Source organism: uncultured Bradyrhizobium sp. (assembly GCF_947648125.1).
Lineage (GTDB): Bacteria > Pseudomonadota > Alphaproteobacteria > Rhizobiales > Xanthobacteraceae > Bradyrhizobium.
Map to the genome: position 1 here is coordinate 733962 of NZ_CANSMR010000001.1, position 18306 is coordinate 752267.

At 62.7% G+C, this 18306-nt stretch carries 15 protein-coding genes; 8 read left to right on the top strand and 7 right to left on the bottom strand.

What is annotated here, in order from left to right:
• Positions 1-172 precede the first annotated feature (172 nt).
• The 4 genes from Q0030_RS03460 (at position 173) to Q0030_RS03475 (ending at position 6271) form a co-directional block, all read left to right on the top strand.
• Positions 173-1072, top strand: coding sequence for a class I SAM-dependent methyltransferase (locus tag Q0030_RS03460; RefSeq protein WP_298363195.1), 900 nt, complete (start codon positions 173-175; stop codon positions 1070-1072).
• The gene (locus Q0030_RS03465) at positions 1069-3888 is read left to right on the top strand and encodes a glycosyltransferase (protein WP_298363196.1); all 2820 of its coding nucleotides are present in this window, start codon (positions 1069-1071) and stop codon (positions 3886-3888) included. Before Q0030_RS03460 ends, Q0030_RS03465 begins: the two co-directional genes overlap by 4 nt.
• 34 nt (positions 3889-3922) lie before the next feature.
• On the top strand, positions 3923-4753 hold the full coding sequence (locus tag Q0030_RS03470) for a class I SAM-dependent methyltransferase (RefSeq protein ID WP_298363197.1): 831 nt from the start codon (positions 3923-3925) through the stop codon (positions 4751-4753).
• 213 nt (positions 4754-4966) lie between these two features.
• Positions 4967-6271, top strand: coding sequence for a nucleotide sugar dehydrogenase (locus tag Q0030_RS03475; RefSeq protein WP_298363198.1), 1305 nt, complete (start codon positions 4967-4969; stop codon positions 6269-6271).
• Here Q0030_RS03475 and Q0030_RS03480 read toward each other — a convergent pair.
• Positions 6268-7629: a hypothetical protein gene (locus Q0030_RS03480; RefSeq protein ID WP_298363199.1), complete on the bottom strand. Its 1362-nt coding sequence runs from the start codon at positions 7627-7629 to the stop codon at positions 6268-6270. The genes Q0030_RS03475 and Q0030_RS03480 overlap by 4 nt on opposite strands.
• Positions 7630-7992: 363 nt before the next feature.
• Between Q0030_RS03480 and Q0030_RS03485 the strand changes: the two genes are divergently transcribed.
• Genes Q0030_RS03485 through Q0030_RS03495 form a run of 3 tightly spaced genes read left to right on the top strand, consistent with a single transcriptional unit; the run spans position 7993 to position 10626 of the window.
• Positions 7993-9054, top strand: coding sequence for a Gfo/Idh/MocA family oxidoreductase (locus Q0030_RS03485; RefSeq protein ID WP_298363200.1), 1062 nt, complete (start codon positions 7993-7995; stop codon positions 9052-9054).
• Positions 9051-9518 (top strand): acyltransferase, encoded by a 468-nt coding sequence (locus Q0030_RS03490; protein WP_298363201.1) that lies wholly within the window; start codon positions 9051-9053, stop codon positions 9516-9518. The genes Q0030_RS03485 and Q0030_RS03490 overlap by 4 nt, the downstream gene beginning before the upstream one ends.
• 10 nt (positions 9519-9528) lie before the next feature.
• On the top strand, positions 9529-10626 hold the full coding sequence (locus tag Q0030_RS03495) for a DegT/DnrJ/EryC1/StrS family aminotransferase (RefSeq protein WP_298363202.1): 1098 nt from the start codon (positions 9529-9531) through the stop codon (positions 10624-10626).
• 33 nt (positions 10627-10659) lie between these two features.
• Here Q0030_RS03495 and Q0030_RS03500 read toward each other — a convergent pair whose 3' ends face one another.
• Together Q0030_RS03500 and Q0030_RS03505 are read right to left on the bottom strand one after the other, a co-directional pair.
• Positions 10660-11190: an HAD family hydrolase gene (locus Q0030_RS03500; RefSeq protein WP_298363203.1), complete on the bottom strand. Its 531-nt coding sequence runs from the start codon at positions 11188-11190 to the stop codon at positions 10660-10662.
• A gap of 100 nt (positions 11191-11290) precedes the next feature.
• Positions 11291-12514, bottom strand: coding sequence for an AMP-binding protein (locus Q0030_RS03505; protein ID WP_298363204.1), 1224 nt, complete (start codon positions 12512-12514; stop codon positions 11291-11293).
• Between the two features lie 95 nt (positions 12515-12609).
• Here Q0030_RS03505 and Q0030_RS03510 point away from each other — a divergent pair, with 95 nt between their 5' ends.
• The gene (locus Q0030_RS03510) at positions 12610-13758 is read left to right on the top strand and encodes an AGE family epimerase/isomerase (RefSeq protein ID WP_298363205.1); all 1149 of its coding nucleotides are present in this window, start codon (positions 12610-12612) and stop codon (positions 13756-13758) included.
• A 64-nt stretch (positions 13759-13822) separates the two neighbouring features.
• On the opposite strand, the gene Q0030_RS03515 is transcribed toward Q0030_RS03510, so the two are convergent.
• From Q0030_RS03515 to Q0030_RS03530, 4 genes are all read right to left on the bottom strand, one after another.
• Positions 13823-14662, bottom strand: coding sequence for an ABC transporter ATP-binding protein (locus Q0030_RS03515; RefSeq protein ID WP_298363206.1), 840 nt, complete (start codon positions 14660-14662; stop codon positions 13823-13825).
• Between the two features lie 131 nt (positions 14663-14793).
• Positions 14794-16077: an ABC transporter substrate-binding protein gene (locus Q0030_RS03520; RefSeq protein ID WP_298363207.1), complete on the bottom strand. Its 1284-nt coding sequence runs from the start codon at positions 16075-16077 to the stop codon at positions 14794-14796.
• 53 nt (positions 16078-16130) lie between these two features.
• Complete coding sequence (locus tag Q0030_RS03525; RefSeq protein ID WP_298363208.1) at positions 16131-17204, bottom strand: branched-chain amino acid ABC transporter permease; 1074 nt, start codon at positions 17202-17204, stop codon at positions 16131-16133.
• Positions 17205-17207: 3 nt separating this feature from the next.
• Positions 17208-18101: a branched-chain amino acid ABC transporter permease gene (locus Q0030_RS03530; RefSeq protein ID WP_298363209.1), complete on the bottom strand. Its 894-nt coding sequence runs from the start codon at positions 18099-18101 to the stop codon at positions 17208-17210.
• Between the last annotated feature and the right edge of the window lie 205 nt (positions 18102-18306).

Consider the following 18306-nt stretch of genomic DNA (forward strand, 5'->3'; position numbering starts at 1 on the left):
CCGCACGCCGAGCGGCTAAGGTGGTTTTTCCTGCCTTCCCTATTTTAAAGTTCCCGCCGGCTTTGCCAGCCACGGACAACATCCAGGCCGCGGCGGGAATCGAAATTGATCGTCACACAAAATTCAACTGGTCGAACATTGAACTATGTCTAGAAAGCTGAGGAACTTGCTGATGAGCAAATTGGTGACGTCGCACACTGCTGGCGACGCGACAGCTGCCGAACCTTCATCGGAGAATTATTGGAGCGACCACAACGTCACGCTCCATAAGCAGTTCTCCAGCGTGACCGAGTCACTCGAATACCTTGATTGGCGAAATAGCCAGTACATCGACTATGAAAAGTTTCTGCCCACAGCGTCGCACGACGGCGAGGTTATTCTCGACTACGGGTGCGGGCCGGGGCACGATCTGGTTGGCTTCATGGCCAACTCCCGTCCCGCTCTGGTCTACGGGCTTGATGTTTCTAAGCCGTCCCTCGCGGAGTCTGCATCCCGCCTCAACCTGCACGGCTATCAGTGCAAGCTCATTCAGATCAGCGAAACCGCCGAACGGTTACCGATCGAGGACAACTCGATTGACTACGTGCATTGTAGCGGTGTGTTGAACCACGTCCCCGATCCGGAGAGGGTTCTCAAGGAATTCTGGCGCATCCTGAAGCCGTCGGGGTACGCGCGGCTGATGGTGTACAATCGCGACAGCCTCTGGTTTCACCTCTACGCCACGCACATCCTGCCTGCGGCAGACGAAAGGTACCGTGGTTTGCCCGCCGAGGAGGCGTTCCGTCGCTCCACGGATGGCTTTGATTGCCCGATCAGCCGGAACTGGACCGTCGAAGAGATGTTCGCAGTCGCCGCGGCGGCCAATTTTCAGGCCAAGCACATCGGCAACTGCATCTCGCTGTTCGAGATGACGCTGCTTCCTCAGCGGTTCGCGCCGATGATGAATCCATCGTTGCGGATCGAGAGCAGGAAGTTTCTTTCAAAGATCGTATTCGATGACAGAGGTGTTCCTTACGTCGATGGCAAGGTCACGGGTATCGACGGGTGCTATGAATTGAGGAAGGCAGGATGAGTTCGTTTCTGCAGAACCGTCCGGTCTACGGCGGAAATCCCAACCGCAAGAGCGAACCAAAGTTCCTGCTTGTCGCTTTCTTCGACCCGCACGGCATCAACACCGTCGGCGAGCAGATCGCAAGCTGGCAGTCCTTCACTCGTTTTGACTTTCACCTCCTGAATCTGTGGCCCAACCCAGGGGGTGGCAGTCTGGCCATGCCGGATACCGTGGATCTCAAGGCCTATGACGGGATCATTCTTCACAACACGACCGCATATTTTCCAGCCAATCTCTTCAATCTGGACAGCCGCCTGGCGTTGAAGTTCCGAGACTATGACGGCGTGAAGGTGCTCGCCAAGCAGGATGAGCACTATCATTCGGCGCGCTGGGCCGAATTCATCCGCGACAATTGCTTCAACGTGCTGATCACGTGCGTGCCGCCGGCCGAGCTCGAAAAAGTGTACCCCCGTTCGACTGTCGGCAACATTTCGGTGGTCCATGCGCTCACCGGATTCGTGTCTCCATTCCTCCGCTCGTTGAGCAGTCCGCCTCTGGCGGATCGCACCATCGACATCGGCTATCGTGGATCGGTGCAGCCCTTGTCGTTTGGCAGGCTCGGGTTTGAAAAGCGGAAGATTGGATTCGATGTCGCGAAGGCGGTGTCGGGCTCGAATCGGAAGATCGATATCTCGAGCCGATGGGAAGACCGGATAGGCGGCGAGAACTGGTTCAAGTTCCTGGCCAACTCGAGAGTGAGCCTCGGTGTCGAGAGCGGATCGAACCTGTTCGACTTTGATGGCTCCGTCGAGAAATGGTGCCAAGGCTACGAAAATCTGAACCGAGAGGGCGCTCGGGACTCGGAGGAGTTCTATCTGCGCGCTCATGAGCTGTTCCTCCACAAGTATGAAGGAAACGTCGACTATGCGCAGATCTCGCCCCGGCATTTCGAAGCCGCCGCAACGCGCTCGGTTCAGCTGCTGTACGAAGGACGCTACTCGGAAATCTTTGTTCCCGGCCGCCACTACATTTCATTGAAGCGGGACCTTTCGAATCTGGACGAGGCTTTGGAGGTCACTGGCGACAACACGAGGGCAAAGCAGCTGACGGACGCCGCGTTCGAAGAGATCGTGATGAATGATGATCTCAGCTACGCCCGCTTCGTCGAGAAGGTCGATGTTGCCCTGGAACGGGAAATCAACGAACGGACGTCGCGGCGGCAGGCGGCATCATCTGCCGGATCCGAGGATGCGCCGGCACCGTCCGCTTCGAAGACGCCGCGCCGAAGGGCGTTGATGGTGATGGCTCACGAGCCATCCGTGGATCCGAGGATCGACTGGTTTTGCACCGGTTTGACCAACCGCGACTATGACGTCATCGAACTCGGGATCAAGAGCGAGGCCAAGCTCGGTCCAGCGATCGAGGATTTGGGCCGAGGTCGAACGAGGGTTCGGGTGGAGCGGGCAAGTCATGCCGACGATGCGGTATCGAATCCCGTCGAGTTCGGCAGTGAAGGCGACCATCTCCCCGAACACGTCCTGCTCATGCTGCGGGCATATTCGAAGATGAACCGGGCAACGCTCGCCGAGCGCCTGGGTGCATTTGAAACCACGACGGAGATCGATCGATTCACGTGGTACTGCGGCTATTTCTATGACGTCAACTCCTCCTTGTTGAGGGCGGCCCGGGCCATCGGCACTTACGACGTGGTCGTCGCGGCGGACCTCGATGCCTTGCCGGCAGCGCTGATCCTCGCCAAGGAATCGAATGCCGTATGCGTCTACGACTCTCACGAATATTGGAAAGGCAATTTCATCGATAGCTCGTGGGCATTCGAGTTCTGGGGGAGCATCGAGCGAAGGCTTGTCAGCTTGACCGACGTCTGCTGCACCGTCTCGCCGCCTTTGGCCGATCAGCTTGAACTCGAATATGGCAAGCCCTTCGCTGCGGTACCGAACTGCGAGCTGGTGTCCGCCGCAGCCGGGATCGGCAAGCGATTTGTCGATCGCAGCGATTTGAAGCCGGGCTCGGTCGTCTTCCTTTTTCAGGGAAACTTCCATCCGGAACGTCCGGTTCGCAAGCTGATCGATGCCTGGCCGCGAACGGACGAGAAGGCGATCCTGTGGCTTCGGGGCCCGCACTGGTCGTACAGGGACGAACTGATCGAGATTGCGAGGGGCACCGGGCTGCTGGGTACGAGGATATTCTTTCCCGAGGCGGTCGCGGAAGAGGACCTGGTTGCGGCGGCGGCGGAGGCCGACGTCGGGATAATTCCGTACGATCCATCAGTTCATCTCGGATACAAGTTTGCCTGTCCCAACAAGCTGTCTCAGTATCTCGCGGCGGGGCTCGCAATCCTGACGAGCGAGCTCGAATACGTGCGGAGCATTGTGACCGACAACAACTTCGGACGCGTATTCGATTTGCGCGACATGACCTCGCTGGTCGAGGAGGTCAACGCGCTGGCGCGGGATCCGGATTCGCTGAGTGGGAGGAGGGGCGCCAGCCGCGCGTATTTCCTCGAGAAGTTCAACTGGGAAGCGACCAGCAAGGTTGTCTATGATCAGATGGCAGCCGCGCTGGACAAGCACGACGAAAAGGGCGTGCGGGGTCATTCAGCTCTTCGGTTCGATCGCGCAGTGGTGCAAAAAAAGGCCGCCGTGCAAAGCTCTTATGCGACAACCGTCGTCGAGCTGGTGCAGCAAGGCGCTAGCGCGACAGGCGTCATGGAGTTGGCGACTAGGTACGGCAAGCCGCTTTGGAGGCTGACGCCGGCAATAATTCAGACACAGCTACGTCCTGTCGTTCAAGCGTGCCTGCGAAGATTGGGACGCTGAGGATACGTCGGGACACTCGCGTGGAGGCCCTGCCATGATTGCAGCGCAGCAGTCGATCGACGACGCGAATGCTTCGTTCTGGGATGAGATTTGCGGCTCAGCCGCCGCTCAAGCATGGGGCATCACCGATTCGTCGATGGAGTCCCTGCGTCGCTACGACGAGAACTATTTCCGGTATTATCCGTATCTAGAGCGCCGCGTGAATTGGAAGGCGCTGCAAGGCAAGCGCGTGCTGGAAATCGGGCTTGGCTACGGCAGCGTCTCGCAAAAGCTGGCGGAGAGCGGCGCGGTGTTTACCGGGCTCGACATCGCGGCCAATCCGGTCCTGATGGTGAACCAGCGGCTCAGGCGCAGTGGGCTAGCAGGCGAGGCCGTGCAGGGCAGCATCCTGAGCTGTGCATTACCTGCCAGTTCCTTCGATGCAATCATCGCGATTGGCTGTCTCCACCACACCGGAGATCTCAAGGCCGCGATCGCAGCTTGCCGCAGACTCCTGCGTCCCGGGGGACAGCTGGTGGGCATGGTTTATTGGAGCTACTCATACCGCCGGCTTTGGCTCGAGCCGAGGCGGACAATCGGCTACTGGCTGCGGGAGCTGAACGGGTACCGCGGCACGCTACGGGATGGCGAGACGGCGGCCTATGACAGGTCCCGCGACGGCGCGCTTGCGCCGGCGACGGAATTCATCTCGGAGAGGTCGCTGCGGTCATACTGTGCCGGATTATCCGAATTCGACGCGGCCACGGAGAATGCGGCCAGCGAGGGACCACTCAGGTTCTGGAGCCGCGAGCGGTTGCTGGCATCGCCGGTTCCGCGGCTTTGCGGACTCGATCTCTATTGGACCTGTCGCAAATCACTGGAATGAAGGCTTGGCCGGTGCGGCAACCCCGCCGCGGCGCGACCGGGGGCCCCCAGGATAGGACGCTGTGCCGCGTTTGGGCTTGCCGGCCAAGCGCAACAAGTCTATGCAGCCACCTCACCAGAAGCTTTATCGGCGCATTTTATTCGGCTGACTGATTAGAACCGGATGGTATCTGCCGCGCAGAAATCATCACAACCAGGCGTACGGGCGTTACACATGAATTCCGAACTGATCGACAGGCTGGACCGCAAGACCGCCAGGATTGGCATCGTCGGCTTGGGCTATGTCGGCCTGCCGCTCATGCTTCGCTACAGCGAGGTCGGTTACAAGGTCATTGGCTTTGATATCGACCAGACCAAGGTCGATGCGCTTCGGGCCGGGCGCTCCTATATCGAGCATATCTCGAGCGCCAGCATCAAGCAGGCGACGGAGCTGGGCTTCGAGCCGACCACGGACTTCTCTCGTGCGAAGGAAGTCGATGCGCTAATCCTCTGCGTTCCGACGCCGCTCAACAAATATCGCGAGCCCGATCTCAGCTTCGTGCTGGATACGACGGAGTCGCTTCTGCCGTACCTGCATCAGGCAATGGTACTGTCGCTCGAGAGCACCACCTATCCCGGCACGACCGAAGAGGAGCTGAAGCCGCGCATCGAGAAGTGCGGCTTCACGGTCGGCAGCGATTTCTTTCTTGTCTTCTCGCCGGAACGCGAAGATCCCGGCAACCAGAACTTCTCGACCCGCTCGATCCCGAAGGTGTGCGGTGGCTGCACGCCGGCATGTCTCGAGGCCGGCATCGCCCTCTATCGCCAGGTGATCGACAAGGTCGTTCCGGTGAGCTCGACCCAGGCCGCCGAACTGACGAAGCTCCTGGAGAACATCCATCGCTCGGTGAACATCGGTCTCGTCAACGAGATGAAGATGGTTGCCGACAAGATGGGGATCGATATTCACGAGGTGATCCGCGCCGCGGCGACCAAGCCGTTCGGGTTTGTGCCGTACTACCCCGGTCCCGGCATCGGCGGCCACTGCATTCCGATCGACCCGTTCTACCTGACCTGGAAGGCGCGGGAGTACGGTATGCATACTCGGTTCATCGAGCTTGCCGGAGAGATCAACTCCGCGATGCCGGACTACGTGGTGTCGAAGATCTCGCTGGCCCTCAATCAGAGGCACAAGTCGATCAGCGGCAGCTCGATCCTGGTGCTCGGCATCGCCTACAAGAAGAATGTCGACGACGTCCGCGAATCGCCGTCGGTGGCGCTGATGGAGCGGCTTCGTGATCTCGGCGCCAAGGTGTCCTACAGCGATCCGCACGTGCCCTCGTTCCCGAAGATGCGGGCGCATTCGTTCGACCTGTCCAGTGTCGCGCTCACCGAGGACAATCTGCGGCGATTCGATTGCGTCCTGCTTGCGACCGACCACGACAAGTTTGACTATCAACTGCTCGGCGCGCATGCGCCGCTGCTGGTCGATTGTCGCGGAAAGTTTCCTCAGCCGGCGGACAATATCATTCGCGCCTAGGCAGCCTCAGCATTTGGTCGGTGGTCGCTCACTGCGACTGCCGGCGCTGCCGTCTGGTCGAAGGCCGACCGCGGTACGACGTACCAGAGCAGGAAGAGCAGCCCGGTGCCGTTCGTGAGCAGGGCTGTCGAAAGCGGTACATTGAGGACAACTTGCGGGAGCAGCCCGGCGGATAGCAGCACGAATTGCGGCGGCAATCCGGACGAGAGGCGATTGCCGAGAGCAATGATCAGGCCGCAGCCCAGTGCGGACACCGGGGCGAGCACGAGGCCGACCGAAGCGATGCCTTCGGTGGCGAACAGCGAGGCATTAAAGGCACCGAGATCGTACGACCGGGCCATGACGGCCCATATCGGCTCGTCGTAGGCGCACGCGACCACGAGCTTCACCGCGTTGATCTGGCAGAAATGGGTCAGCGGATGTGCCGAGAAGTAGTTGTTGTAGATTTCGAGGGCGAGCGACGGGATCGCAACCATCCTGGTGTTGACGGTGCCGAAATAAACCAGTCCGGGGGTCAGTGGAAACAAGTCGGTCTTGACCAGGACGAACAGGATCATGCCAATCAGGACGGGCAGGAAAAACGACAGGATCGTTGCAACCCTGGCCTCCGCCAGCTTGCAGACGAGCGCGAGAAACAGCAGCCAGACCGGTGCGAACAGCGCCATCTTGGTCAGCATGATCGGGTAGAACAGAAGCATCAGAACGAGAGCGATCCCTGCCTGCCAAAACCGCTTGCTGGTGACGAAGCAGGCAAAGGCGAGTGGCAACAGGGCGTTTGAGACGATCCAGACCGCGTATCGCAGGGCGCCTGGCAACGCCAACTCCGCGCGATATTTGTACATCTCGTTGAGGTCGACCAGCTTGAGGTTGTAGAGGGCGCCGATGCCGATGATTGCAGCCGAGGCGATCAGGATGACGGAAGGCATCATGTGAAAGGCGCGGGCCGGCATGACGACAACCTGCCGCATTGGCGAGGTGATAAACAGCGTGGGGACAAGGAAGGCGAACGCCGACAGCACGATCGAGATGAGCGCCAGGCGGTGATCATAGTCGAGCAGCGAGAACTCGATCAGCCAGAGATATCCCAGAACCATGATGTAGAAGTAGAAGCCGACGAGATAGCCGAAGCTGAAGCGGCTGAATGCGAACAGGATGACGACGGGACTGAACAGCAGAACGTTCAGGATTGCAGATGTCAGGTGCGATTTGTCGAAGCCGATGACGCCCGGGAACGAATCTGTGATCGTGATGCAGTACAGCGAAATGCAGCAAATCGCGACGTGGGCATAGGCGAGCAGGGCAAGTTTGGCTTGGCGCCGGCCCAAATCCGGCTCCAGCTGCATGATGCGATCGTTCATTCTCATTTGCCGCCGTACCGGGCTCCGCGTTTGGACTGTCTCGTTGGTGATCGTATTCGAGCAGGCTAGGCCCGAACAATCGCCACACGATGACGTCTCCTGGACCCAACGACATGGCACGGCGCTGGTGGGACGACAAGGACAGGCTGGTGTTCGAGCCGCTTTTCCAGCCCCGGTGATGCAGCGGCGTTACCTTGCGTCACAAATCCGCTGTCGGTCGTGTTGTCCGATCAGGGCAAGGCCTTGCCTTATCCCGAGTTTTCTGGGTAATGGACGCTATGCTGCGGCTCGCAAGGCCGCTTGTTCCCTCGGCTCTTCGGCTGGCTGCAATGGCTGGTCACGAGACAAGACAGGGCCTGTTGCATGATCAGATTTGGCCTGCTCGGGTGCGGGCGTATCGCCAAGCGCCATTCCGATCTCCTGGGTGGCAATCACATCGCGGGAGCGAGCCTGGTTGCGGTCTGCGATCCGCTTCGTGCGCGTGCCGATGCGATTGCCGGGAAGTTCGCCGTTCCCGCCCATTACGACATGGACGAATTCTTAGGCCGCAAGGATATCGACGCCGTTGCCGTGCTGACGCCGAGCGGGCTGCATCCCGCGCATGTGATCGCCTGTGCCAGGGCGGGCAAGCACGTCGTGGTCGAGAAGCCGATGGCGCTGCGGTTGCAGGATGCCGACGACATGATCCGGGCCTGCGACGAGGCCGGCATCAAGATGTTCATCGTCAAGCAGAACCGCTTCAACGTGCCGGTGGTCAAGGCACGTGAGGCGCTCGATGCCGGCCGCTTCGGCAAGCTCATCCTGGGGACGGTCCGGGTGCGCTGGTGCCGCGACCAGGCCTATTACGACCAGGACGATTGGCGCGGCACCTGGGCCTATGACGGCGGCGTGCTGACCAATCAGGCGAGCCATCATGTCGATATGCTGGAGTGGTTCTTCGGCGACGTGGTGAGCGTGCATGCGCGCGCGACGACGGCGCTGGCCAAGATCGAAACCGAGGACACCGCCGTCGCCACGCTGAAGTTCCGCAACGGCGCGCTCGGGATCATCGAGGCGACCACCGCGGCGCGCCCGACCGATCTCGAAGGCTCGCTGTCGATCCTGGGCGAAAAGGGCACGGTCGAGATTTCCGGTTTTGCGGTCAACCAGATCCGGCACTGGCGTTTTGTCAACGAGCTGCCGTCGGACAAGGACGTCGTGGAGAAGTTCTCGGTCAACCCGCCCAACGTCTACGGCTTCGGCCATCAGGCCTACTATCATCACGTGGTCGATTGCCTGGAGAACCAGCGTGCGGCGCTGGTCGACGGGCTCGAGGGCCGCAAGAGCCTGGAGCTGATCTCGGCCCTTTATGAGTCGATCGAGACCGGAGAGGAAGTTGCGCTGCGCTTCACGCCGCGGTTGAGCCGGCTGGGTGTCGTTTCGTGAATCGGCCGGAAGTGCATCAGGCCAGCGTGCGCGATGTCGCGTTCGGCGAACGCGTCAAGATCGTCGAGCCCTGCAATCTCTATGGCTGCACGGTCGGCGACGACTGCTTCATCGGGCCTTTCACCGAAATCCAGAAGGGCGTGGTCGTCGGAGCCCGCACCCGCGTGCAATCGCATGCCTTCGTCTGCGAGCTCGTCACCATCGGCGAGGACTGCTTCGTCGGGCACGGTGTGATGTTCGTCAACGACACGTTCTCAACCGGCGGCCCGGCGCGCGGGCGCAAGGAGCTGTGGCGCGAGACGGTTATCGGCAACCGGGTGTCGATCGGCTCCAACGCCACGATCATGCCGGTCAGGATCACTGATGACGTCGTCATCGGCGCAGGGTCTGTCGTGACCAAGGACATCACGATATCAGGCACCTATGCCGGCAATCCGGCGCGCCGGCTGCTGGCGAGCCAATAGGGGAATATCGATGCCGGTGCCGTTTGCCGATCTGCAACTGCAATACCAATCCATCAAGGGCGAGATCGATGCCGCGATCGCCGGCGTGATCCGCGACAACGCGTTCATCCGCGGCAGCTATGTCGACGCCTTCGAGCGCGAATTCGCCGCGGCTGCGGAGGTGGCTCATTGCGTGTCCTGCGCCAACGGCACCGATGCGCTTTACCTCGCCATGCGCGCGCTGAAGGTGAAGCCGGGCGACGAGGTGATCACGACGGCGCATTCCTGGATCTCGACGGCGGCGATGATCACCCATTCCGGCGCCACCGTCGTGTTCTGCGACACCGATGACGCGACGTTCACGATCGATCCGGCCGCGATCGAAGCGGCGATCACGCCGCGCACAGTTGGCATCATCCCTGTGCATCTGTATGGCCAGCCCGCAGATATGGACGCGATCATGGCGATCGCGCAGAAGCACAAGCTCTGGGTGATCGAGGATTGCGCCCAGGCTCATCTCGCGCGCTACAAGGGCCGCATGGTCGGGACGTTCGGCGAGGCCGCGACCTATTCATTCTACCCCGGCAAGAATCTCGGCGCGATGGGCGATGCCGGCGCGGTCGTCACCAACGATGCGGCGCTGGCCGAGCAGATGGCGATGCTGGCGCGCCATGGCGGGCTGGTGAAGCACCAGCACCACATCGAGGGCGTCAACAGCCGGCTCGACGGCATGCAGGCTGCGATCCTCTCGGCCAAGCTGCCGCATCTCACCGCATGGACCGAAGCCCGGCAGGCCGCCGCCGAGGTCTACGACGCCGGCCTCAACCAGATCGAGGACGTTGTGGTGCCCGAAGTGGCGCCGGCGCGCAGCCACGTCTATCACCTCTACACGATCAGGCATCCGCGCCGCGCCGCGCTCGCCGCGCATCTGAACGCCAACGGCGTGCAGACCGCGATCAACTACCCCACCGCGCTGCCGTTCCTGCCGGCCTATGCACGGTTTGGCCATCGGGCGGAGCAATTTCCCAACGCCCATCGCGATCAGGGCCAGATTCTCTCGCTGCCGATCTTCGCCGAGATCACGCGCCAGCAGCAGGATGAGGTGATCGACCTGGTTCGGAAGTTCTGATCTCCGATGGTGGCCTCGCACGGGGTGCGGAGCTCAGCTTCGCTGCAGCAGCGGCCTCAGGAACATCTCCAGATTAGGGCCTGAGAACAGGTAGCTCTTCAGGCCGGCCGCACGGGCTGCCTCGAGATCGGTCGGCTGGTCGCCGACCAGAAAGCTTCGTTCGACATCGACCGGAAAGCGCGTCAGCAGATCGGTGATCATGCCCGGCGACGGCTTGCGTCGGGGGCTGACCTGCCGATATCGCTCCACGGTCCCTTCAGGATGGAACGGGCAATACTCAAAGGCGTCGATATGCGCGCCGATCTTGCCGAGCTCGACGGCCATCCAGTCGTGGAGCTGCTGGATGTGCGCCTCCTCATAGAGGCCTCTTGCCACGCCTGACTGGTTGGTCACGACAAACGCGAAATAACCAATGTCGTTGACGGCCTTCACCGCCTCGCGGGCGCCGTCGATCCAGATCAGCCTGTGGCTCTCGAACAGGTAACCGATATCCCGGTTCAGGACGCCATCCCGATCGAAGAAAACCGCCGGTCGTCGCGGCTCACTTTCGGAAGCGCTGCTCATGAGGTGATGATCCCGTCTCCACGAAGCATGAGCCAGCTCAATAGTTCACAATGCCGCGCGCGACAATGAGGACCGAGCACGCCCCGGGTGGGCCTCAAGGCTATCGCTCGTCCGCAATCACCTTGCCATCGTTCGGCAGCGAGCCTGCGCCGACCAGCTCGACGGCGCCGCCCAGTTTTGTCACGGCACGCAGCGTGGCCGCAACCTCACCCTGTAGGGCATTGGACGGCGAACCGCATTCGGCCTTCAGCGTCATCGCGTCGGCCTCGCCGGCGCGCGTGACCACGAGGCGCAGCCGCCCGAGTTCGGGATGGCGCTTGGCGATTTCCGCGACCTGCTCGGGGCGCACGAACATGCCCTTGACCTTGGTGGTCTGGTCGGCGCGACCCATCCAGCCCTTGATGCGCATGTTGGTGCGTCCGCATGGGCTCGCGCCGGGCAGGGCGGCAGTCAGATCGCCGAGTGCGAGGCGGATCCAGGGATGATGCGGATCGAGCGAGGTCACCACGATCTCGCCGACGTCACCGGGCGCAACGGGATTGCCGGTGCCGGGCTTGACGATCTCCAGGATCAAATCCTCATTGACCGTCATCCCCTCGCGCGCCGGCGTCTCGAAGGCGATCAGGCCGAGATCGGCGGTGCCGAAGGCCTGGTAGGCCTCGACGCCGCGCGACTTCATCTCCTCCTGCAACGATTTCGGAAAGGCGGCGCCGGAGACCAGAGCGCGCTTGATCGAGGACACGTCGCGGCCGCCCGCTGCGGCGGCGTCGAGCAGGATCTTCAGGAAATCAGGTGTGCCGCTATAGCCGACCGGGCGATAGGCCTCGATCAGCTCGAATTGCTGCTCGGTATTGCCCGGGCCCGCCGGGATCACCGCGCAGCCGAGCGCCCGCGCGGAGGCGTCGAAGATGAAGCCGCCGGGGGTGAGGTGATAGCTGAAGGTGTTGAGAACCACGTCCCCCTCGCGGAAGCCGGCCGCAAACAGCGCCCGCGCACCGCGCCAGGGGTCCGCCTGGCGGCCTTCGGGCTCGAAGATCGGTCCGGGCGAGGTGAACAGCCGGGCGAACGAGCCCGGCTTGTCGGCGACGAAGCCGCCGAAGGGCGGGGCGGCCTTGTGCAGGGCCGGGAGTTCCGATTTGCGCAGCACCGGCAGTCCTGCGAGCGCCTCCCGGCTGGTGATGGAGGCGGGGTCGGTGCCCCTCAGCAGGTTGGCATAGGCGGGCGCCGCCATCGCCCTGCGCAGCACATCCGGCAGCCGGGCGAACAGGGCGGCCTCGCGCTCGGCCGGTTCGCGCGTTTCAAGGGCATCGTAATGGTCGGTCATGGCAGGTCCTTGAGAGGATTTGCGCAGGTGGCGTGCCGGTCCGCCCGTGCTATCAGACGGTGACCGCTGACATTGGGACGGTTCCAGGGAGCACGATGGCTGAGGCAGAGAGCGTTGCGGCGGACGGGGCCGCCGACGTCGTCGCGAGGTTGAAGCACCGCATCATCGACCACGCCTTGCCGCTGTGGTCGACGGTCGGCTGGGACGGCACGGCCGGCGGCTTTGTCGACCGGCTGCATCAGGATGGGACAGCCGACAACGCCGCGCCGCGCCGCCTGCTTGTGCAGGCGCGCCAGATTTATTGCTACGCCAAGGCGGCCCAGATGGGCTGGTATCCCGAAGGCCGCGCGATCGCGCTGAAGGGGCTGGAGTACCTGCTGGCCAAGGCCAAGGCACCGGATGGCCGGCCGGGCTTCGTGTTCAGCCTGACGCCGGAAGGCGGTGTGCATGACCCGCTGCGCGACACTTACGGCCATGCCTTCGTGCTGCTTGCGCTGGCGACCGCCTACGGCCTCGACCAAGACGCCCAGATCCGCGCCGAGATCGACGCGTTGTTGTCGTTCCTCGACACCCAGCTGCGCTCGCCCCATGGCGGCTTCCAGGAAGGCCTGCCGCCGTCGATGCCGCGCCGGCAGAACCCGCAGATGCATCTGTTCGAGGCGATGATCGCCTGCTTCGACGCGACGCATGATTTGTCGTTCCAGAACCGCGCCGGCGATTTCTTCGCGCTGTTCCTGGCCAACCTCTACGACAAGCAGACCCACACGCTCGGTGAATATTTCGAGGAGGACTGGTCGAGGATCCCGCCGGTCAGCGTCGAGCCCGGGCACCTCGCGGAATGGGTCTGGCTGCTGAAGGGATTTGAGCGGATCACCGGTTGCCCCACCGGGCGTCCGCGCGGCGAGCTCCTGGCCTCTGCGCTGCGCTATCGCGACGCCACCGGCTGCCTGATCGACGAGGGCGACGCCGAGGGCAACATCCGCCGCCACAGCAGGCGGCTGTGGCCGCAGAGCGAGCTGGCGAAGGCCTGGATCGCGCAGGCCGAGTCGGGCGAAGCCGGCGCGGCGGACGAGGCCCGCGCGGCGCTGGTGCTGCTGGAGCGGCACTATCTCAGCCATCCGGTGGCCGGCGGCTGGTACGACCAATTCGACCGCGAGGGCAGATCGCTGGTCGCCACCATCCCGGCGTCGTCGTTCTACCATGTGCTCTGCGCGGTCACTGAAGCTGAGCAGGTGCTCGGATAGGACCGCCTTCCTGGTCTGACGCGTTTTCTGCACACGCAACTCCGCCCGAAAACGCCCGGTATCCTCACAGCCAGCGCTTGCGCCGCTTGAAGCTCTTCAGGTTCTTGAAGCTCTTGCGCTGGTCGCCGGCGCCGCCGAGGTAGAATTCCTTGACGTCCTCATTGTCGCGCAGCTCGTCGGCGGAGCCGTCGAGCACGACCTTGCCCTGTTCCATGATGTAGCCATGGCTCGCGACCGAGAGCGCGGCGCGGGCGTTCTGCTCGACCAGCAGGATCGTGACGCCGAGGTCGCGGTTGATCTCCTTGATGATCGCGAACACTTCCTTGACGAGCAGCGGCGACAGCCCCATCGAGGGCTCGTCCATCAGGATCATCTTCGGGCGCGCCATCAGCGCGCGGCCGATCGCGAGCATCTGCTGCTCGCCGCCGGAGAGATAGCCGGCGAGACCAGTGCGCTCCTTCAGGCGCGGGAAATATTTGAACACCATGTCGATGTCGGACGAAACCTCGCCGTCGCGCCGGGTGAAGGCGCCGAGCCGCAGATTCTCCAGCGAGGTCATGTCGGCGACGATGCGGCGGCCCTCCATCACCTGGAAGATGCCGCGACGGACGATCTTGTCCGGATCGATGCCGTTGATGCGCTGGCCCTCGAACAGGATCTCGCCGCGGGTGACTTCGCCGTCCTCGGTCTTGAGCAGGCCGGAGATCGCCTTCAGCGTGGTTGATTTGCCGGCGCCGTTGGCGCCGAGCAGCGCCACGATCGCGCCCTTCGGCACCTCGAGGCTGAGGCCGCGCAGCACCAGGATCACGTCGTCATAGACGACCTCAATGTTGTTGATGCTGAGCAGTGGCGGCGGCGGGACGGCCGTCGGCACCGGGCGGGTGGCTTCGAGGGTTTCGTTCATGGTCTTGATCACTCTCCACTGTCGTCACCCGCGAAAGCGGGTGACCCAGTATTCCAGAGGCGCCAGCGATCAATCGAGAGGCCGCGGCGTACTGGATCCCCCGCCTTCGCGGGGGATGACGACTTCCTGAGTTACCAGCCAAACCATTCCGGCTTGCGCGGCAGTTCGACGGTCTTCACCTTTTCGAGCTTGATCGTGCCCTTGCCCATCAGGTCGTTGATGTCGCCATCGGTCGCGCCGGAAACCTTGGCGCGATAGAGGTCGACCTTCGTGGTCGGGCGATGATCCTTCTCGGTCCAGTTCGATGGATTGCAGACGCCGTCCATGCCGGCCGGGACCCAGTCCTTCTTCTGGTAGAAGCCCTTGGCAACGTTCTCGCCGGTGGCGCCGCCGTTCTTGGCGGCCCAATCCAGTGCTTCCTTCATGTAGAGCGCGCTGCAGACCGCGGCGATGTAATGCACCGGGCGATAGACCTTGCCCGATGGATCGGACATCTTCGAGATCTCCATCACCGTCTTCATGCCGGGCGCATTGCCGCCCCAGCCGACCGCCGTGCGCAGCGGGAACACCACGCCGTCGGCGGCATCGCCTGCGGTCTTGGCGGCATTCTCGTCCATACCCCACACGTTGCTGAGGAACTGGACGTCGACGCCGGCGGTCTTGCAGGCCTTCATGACCGAGATGTTGGAAGCCGCGGTGTTGCCGAGATAGGCGTAATTGGCGCCCGAGCTCTTCAGGCTCAGGCATTGCGCCGAGTAGTCGCCGGGCGTCAGCGCGAACACCAGCGGCGGCAGCACCTCGAAGCCGAGCTCGGTGGCGAGCGCCTCACCGGCCGCCTTCGGTGCGTTCGGATAGGGATGGTTGGCGCCCATGTGGACGAATTTGGGCTTGCCGGGCTTGCCCTTCGCCTTCCAGTCTTCGGCCGCCCAGGTCAGCTCGGCGCGCAGCGCATCCGAGTAGCTCGGGCCATAGAAGAAATTGTACGGCGCGGGCTTGGCCTTGCCGCTGGTGCCTTCGGGATCGGTTAGCGCGGCGGCGTAGGAGCCCGACATGTCGGGGATCTTGTCCTGGGCGAGGAAGCCGGTCAGCGCCTCGGTGTCCGCCGTGCCCCAACCCATGATCGCCGCGACCTTGGCGTCGGATGCCGACCACTTCTTGTACAGCGCGATCGCGCGCGGCACTTGGTAGCCATAGTCGTTGCTGTCGACATTGAGCTGCTTGCCGCCGACGCCGCCGTTCTTGTTGACCCAGGCGAAGGTGTCGGCGACGCCCTGGCCGTAGGGCGTTCCGACGTCGGACGTGCCGCCCGAGAGGTCCTGCAGATGGCCGATGGCGATCTGCGCCTGCGCGGTGGCGGCCGCGCTGCTGACCAGCAGCGCGAGGGAGACCGAGCTCAAAAGGGATCTAATCGTCATTGTTGTTTCCTCCTGCTTTTATTCGTTGAACCGAATTTGAGTTGTTCCAAGCGTCAGTGCGAGAACGGATAGAGCTTCCAGTAGGCCTTGATCTGCCGCCAGCGATGCGCGAGCCCGTCCGGCTCGAACATCAGGAAGCCGATGATAATCAGGCCGATCGCGATCTCGCGCAGGAAGGTGATGTTGTTGTTGAGCTGCAGCACCTTGTCGATGGCACTGCCCTTCAGCCAGGCGCTCAGCCATTCCATCGATTCCGGCAGCAGCACCACGAAGGCCGTGCCCATCAGGGTGCCCATCACCGATCCGGTGCCGCCGATGATGACCATCGCGAGGAACAGCACCGAGCGCTCGATGCCAAAGCCTTCCTGGGAGACCACGAGCTGATAATGCGCGTAAAGCGCGCCGGCGATGCCGGCAAAGAAGGCGGCCAGTCCGAACGACAGCGTCCGGTACTTGGTCAAGTTGATGCCCATGATCTCGGCGGAGAGATAGTGATCGCGGATCGCGACCAGCGCACGGCCGTCGCGGGTGCGCATCAGATTGGTGACCAGCAGATAGCTGATCACCATGTAGGCGAGCACGACGTAGAAATACTGCCGGTCGCCGCGCAGGGTGTAGCCGAAGATCGAGAACGGGTTGGCGCTGGCCGGCACCGAGCCGCCCGAGAACCAGTCGGCGCGCGAGAAGAAGTCGAGCAGGATATACTGCGCGGCGAGCGTTGCGATGACGAGGTAGAGCCCCTTCAGCCGTGCCGCCGGCACGCCGAAGACCAGGCCGACCAGCGCCGTGATCACCCCGGCGAGGGGGATCGCGAAGAACACCGGGATCGGCGCGTTGTTGGAGATGTAGGCCGAGGTGAAGGCGCCGAACAGGAAGAACGCGGCGTGGCCGATCGAGATCTGGCCGGTGAAGCCGACCAGGACGTTGAGGCCGAGCGCTGCGATCGCGAAGATGCCGATCTGGATTGCGATGCTGAGCAGATAATTGGACAGCAGCATCGGCGCGAAGCAGGCGAGCGCAATGCCCGCAATCGCGAAGTTGCGGCTGGTCGCGGTCGGGAAGATCGTGGTGTCGGCCGCGTAGCTGGTGCGGAAATCGCCCGACGGGATGAGGGTGCTCGTTGCCATTGATCAGACCCGCTCGATGTCCTTGGTGCCGAACAGCCCGTACGGCTTGATCATCAGGATGATGATCAGGACGTAGAACGGCGCGATCTCGTAGAGATTGCCCCAGTGCAGATACTCGCTGTCGACATATTGGGCGACGTTCTCCAACAACCCGATGATGATGCCGCCGAGCACGGCGCCGCCGACCGAGTCGAGTCCGCCGAGGATCGCGGCCGGAAACACCTTGATGCCGTAGGCGGAGAGGCCGGACGATACGCCGTTGACCACGGCGACCACGACACCGGCGACCGCCGAGACCGTGGCCGAGATCGCCCACGCCATCGCGAACACGCTCTTCACGGAAATGCCGAGCGACTGCGCGACCTGCTGGTTGAAGGCGGTGGCGCGCATGGCCAGGCCGTATTTGGAGGCGCGGAAGAACCAGGCCATGCCGACCATCATGGCGAGCGATACCACGAGGCTCATCACATAGACGGTCTGGATCTGCAGGCCGAACAGACTGACCGACTGGCTCTGGAATACGCGCGGGAACGGCTGCGGGTTGACGCCGAAAATCCACTTCAGCGCGGCCTGGAACACGGTCGAGAGGCCGATCGTCACCATGATCACGGAAATGATCGGTTCGCCGATCATCGGCCGCAGGATCACGACCTGGATCGCGATGCCGAAGATGAACATGAACACCAGCGTGATCGGCATGCCGATCCAGAACGGCACCTGGTACTTCGTCAGCAGCGCCCAGCATACCCAGGCCCCGACCAGCAGCAATTCGCCCTGCGCGAAGTTCACGACCTGGGTCGCCTTGTAGATCAGCACGAACGACATCGCGACCACGCCATAGAGCGTGCCGACCACGAGGCCATTAACGAGGAGCTGGATCAGGAACTGGATGTTCATGTGCTAACCCGAAGTGCGGCGTTCTTTCCCTCTCCCCTTGTCGAAGAGGGTGGCGTCGCCAACGGGTCGGCGCAAAGCGCCGCCCCATGATAAACTCCGCGACGACGGGTGAGGGGTTCTCTCGACACGGCGTGCTTGGGGAGGCAACCCCTCACCCAAGCGTGGTTGAAGCTGGCGGAGGCGCTGTCCTCTCCCGCAAGGGGAG

Bases quoted from the DNA above. Each gene is read 5' to 3' on its own strand.
- Q0030_RS03460 (WP_298363195.1), top strand. From the start codon at position 173: ATGAGCAAATTGGTGACGTCGCACACTGCTGGCGACGCGACAGCTGCC.
- Q0030_RS03465 (WP_298363196.1), top strand. From the start codon at position 1,069: ATGAGTTCGTTTCTGCAGAACCGTCCGGTCTACGGCGGAAATCCCAAC.
- Q0030_RS03470 (WP_298363197.1), top strand. From the start codon at position 3,923: ATGATTGCAGCGCAGCAGTCGATCGACGACGCGAATGCTTCGTTCTGG.
- Q0030_RS03475 (WP_298363198.1), top strand. From the start codon at position 4,967: ATGAATTCCGAACTGATCGACAGGCTGGACCGCAAGACCGCCAGGATT.
- Q0030_RS03480 (WP_298363199.1), bottom strand. From the start codon at position 7,629: ATGAACGATCGCATCATGCAGCTGGAGCCGGATTTGGGCCGGCGCCAA.
- Q0030_RS03485 (WP_298363200.1), top strand. From the start codon at position 7,993: ATGATCAGATTTGGCCTGCTCGGGTGCGGGCGTATCGCCAAGCGCCAT.
- Q0030_RS03495 (WP_298363202.1), top strand. From the start codon at position 9,529: ATGCCGGTGCCGTTTGCCGATCTGCAACTGCAATACCAATCCATCAAG.
- Q0030_RS03500 (WP_298363203.1), bottom strand. From the start codon at position 11,190: ATGAGCAGCGCTTCCGAAAGTGAGCCGCGACGACCGGCGGTTTTCTTC.
- Q0030_RS03505 (WP_298363204.1), bottom strand. From the start codon at position 12,514: ATGACCGACCATTACGATGCCCTTGAAACGCGCGAACCGGCCGAGCGC.
- Q0030_RS03510 (WP_298363205.1), top strand. From the start codon at position 12,610: ATGGCTGAGGCAGAGAGCGTTGCGGCGGACGGGGCCGCCGACGTCGTC.
- Q0030_RS03515 (WP_298363206.1), bottom strand. From the start codon at position 14,662: ATGAACGAAACCCTCGAAGCCACCCGCCCGGTGCCGACGGCCGTCCCG.
- Q0030_RS03520 (WP_298363207.1), bottom strand. From the start codon at position 16,077: ATGACGATTAGATCCCTTTTGAGCTCGGTCTCCCTCGCGCTGCTGGTC.
- Q0030_RS03525 (WP_298363208.1), bottom strand. From the start codon at position 17,204: ATGGCAACGAGCACCCTCATCCCGTCGGGCGATTTCCGCACCAGCTAC.
- Q0030_RS03530 (WP_298363209.1), bottom strand. From the start codon at position 18,101: ATGAACATCCAGTTCCTGATCCAGCTCCTCGTTAATGGCCTCGTGGTC.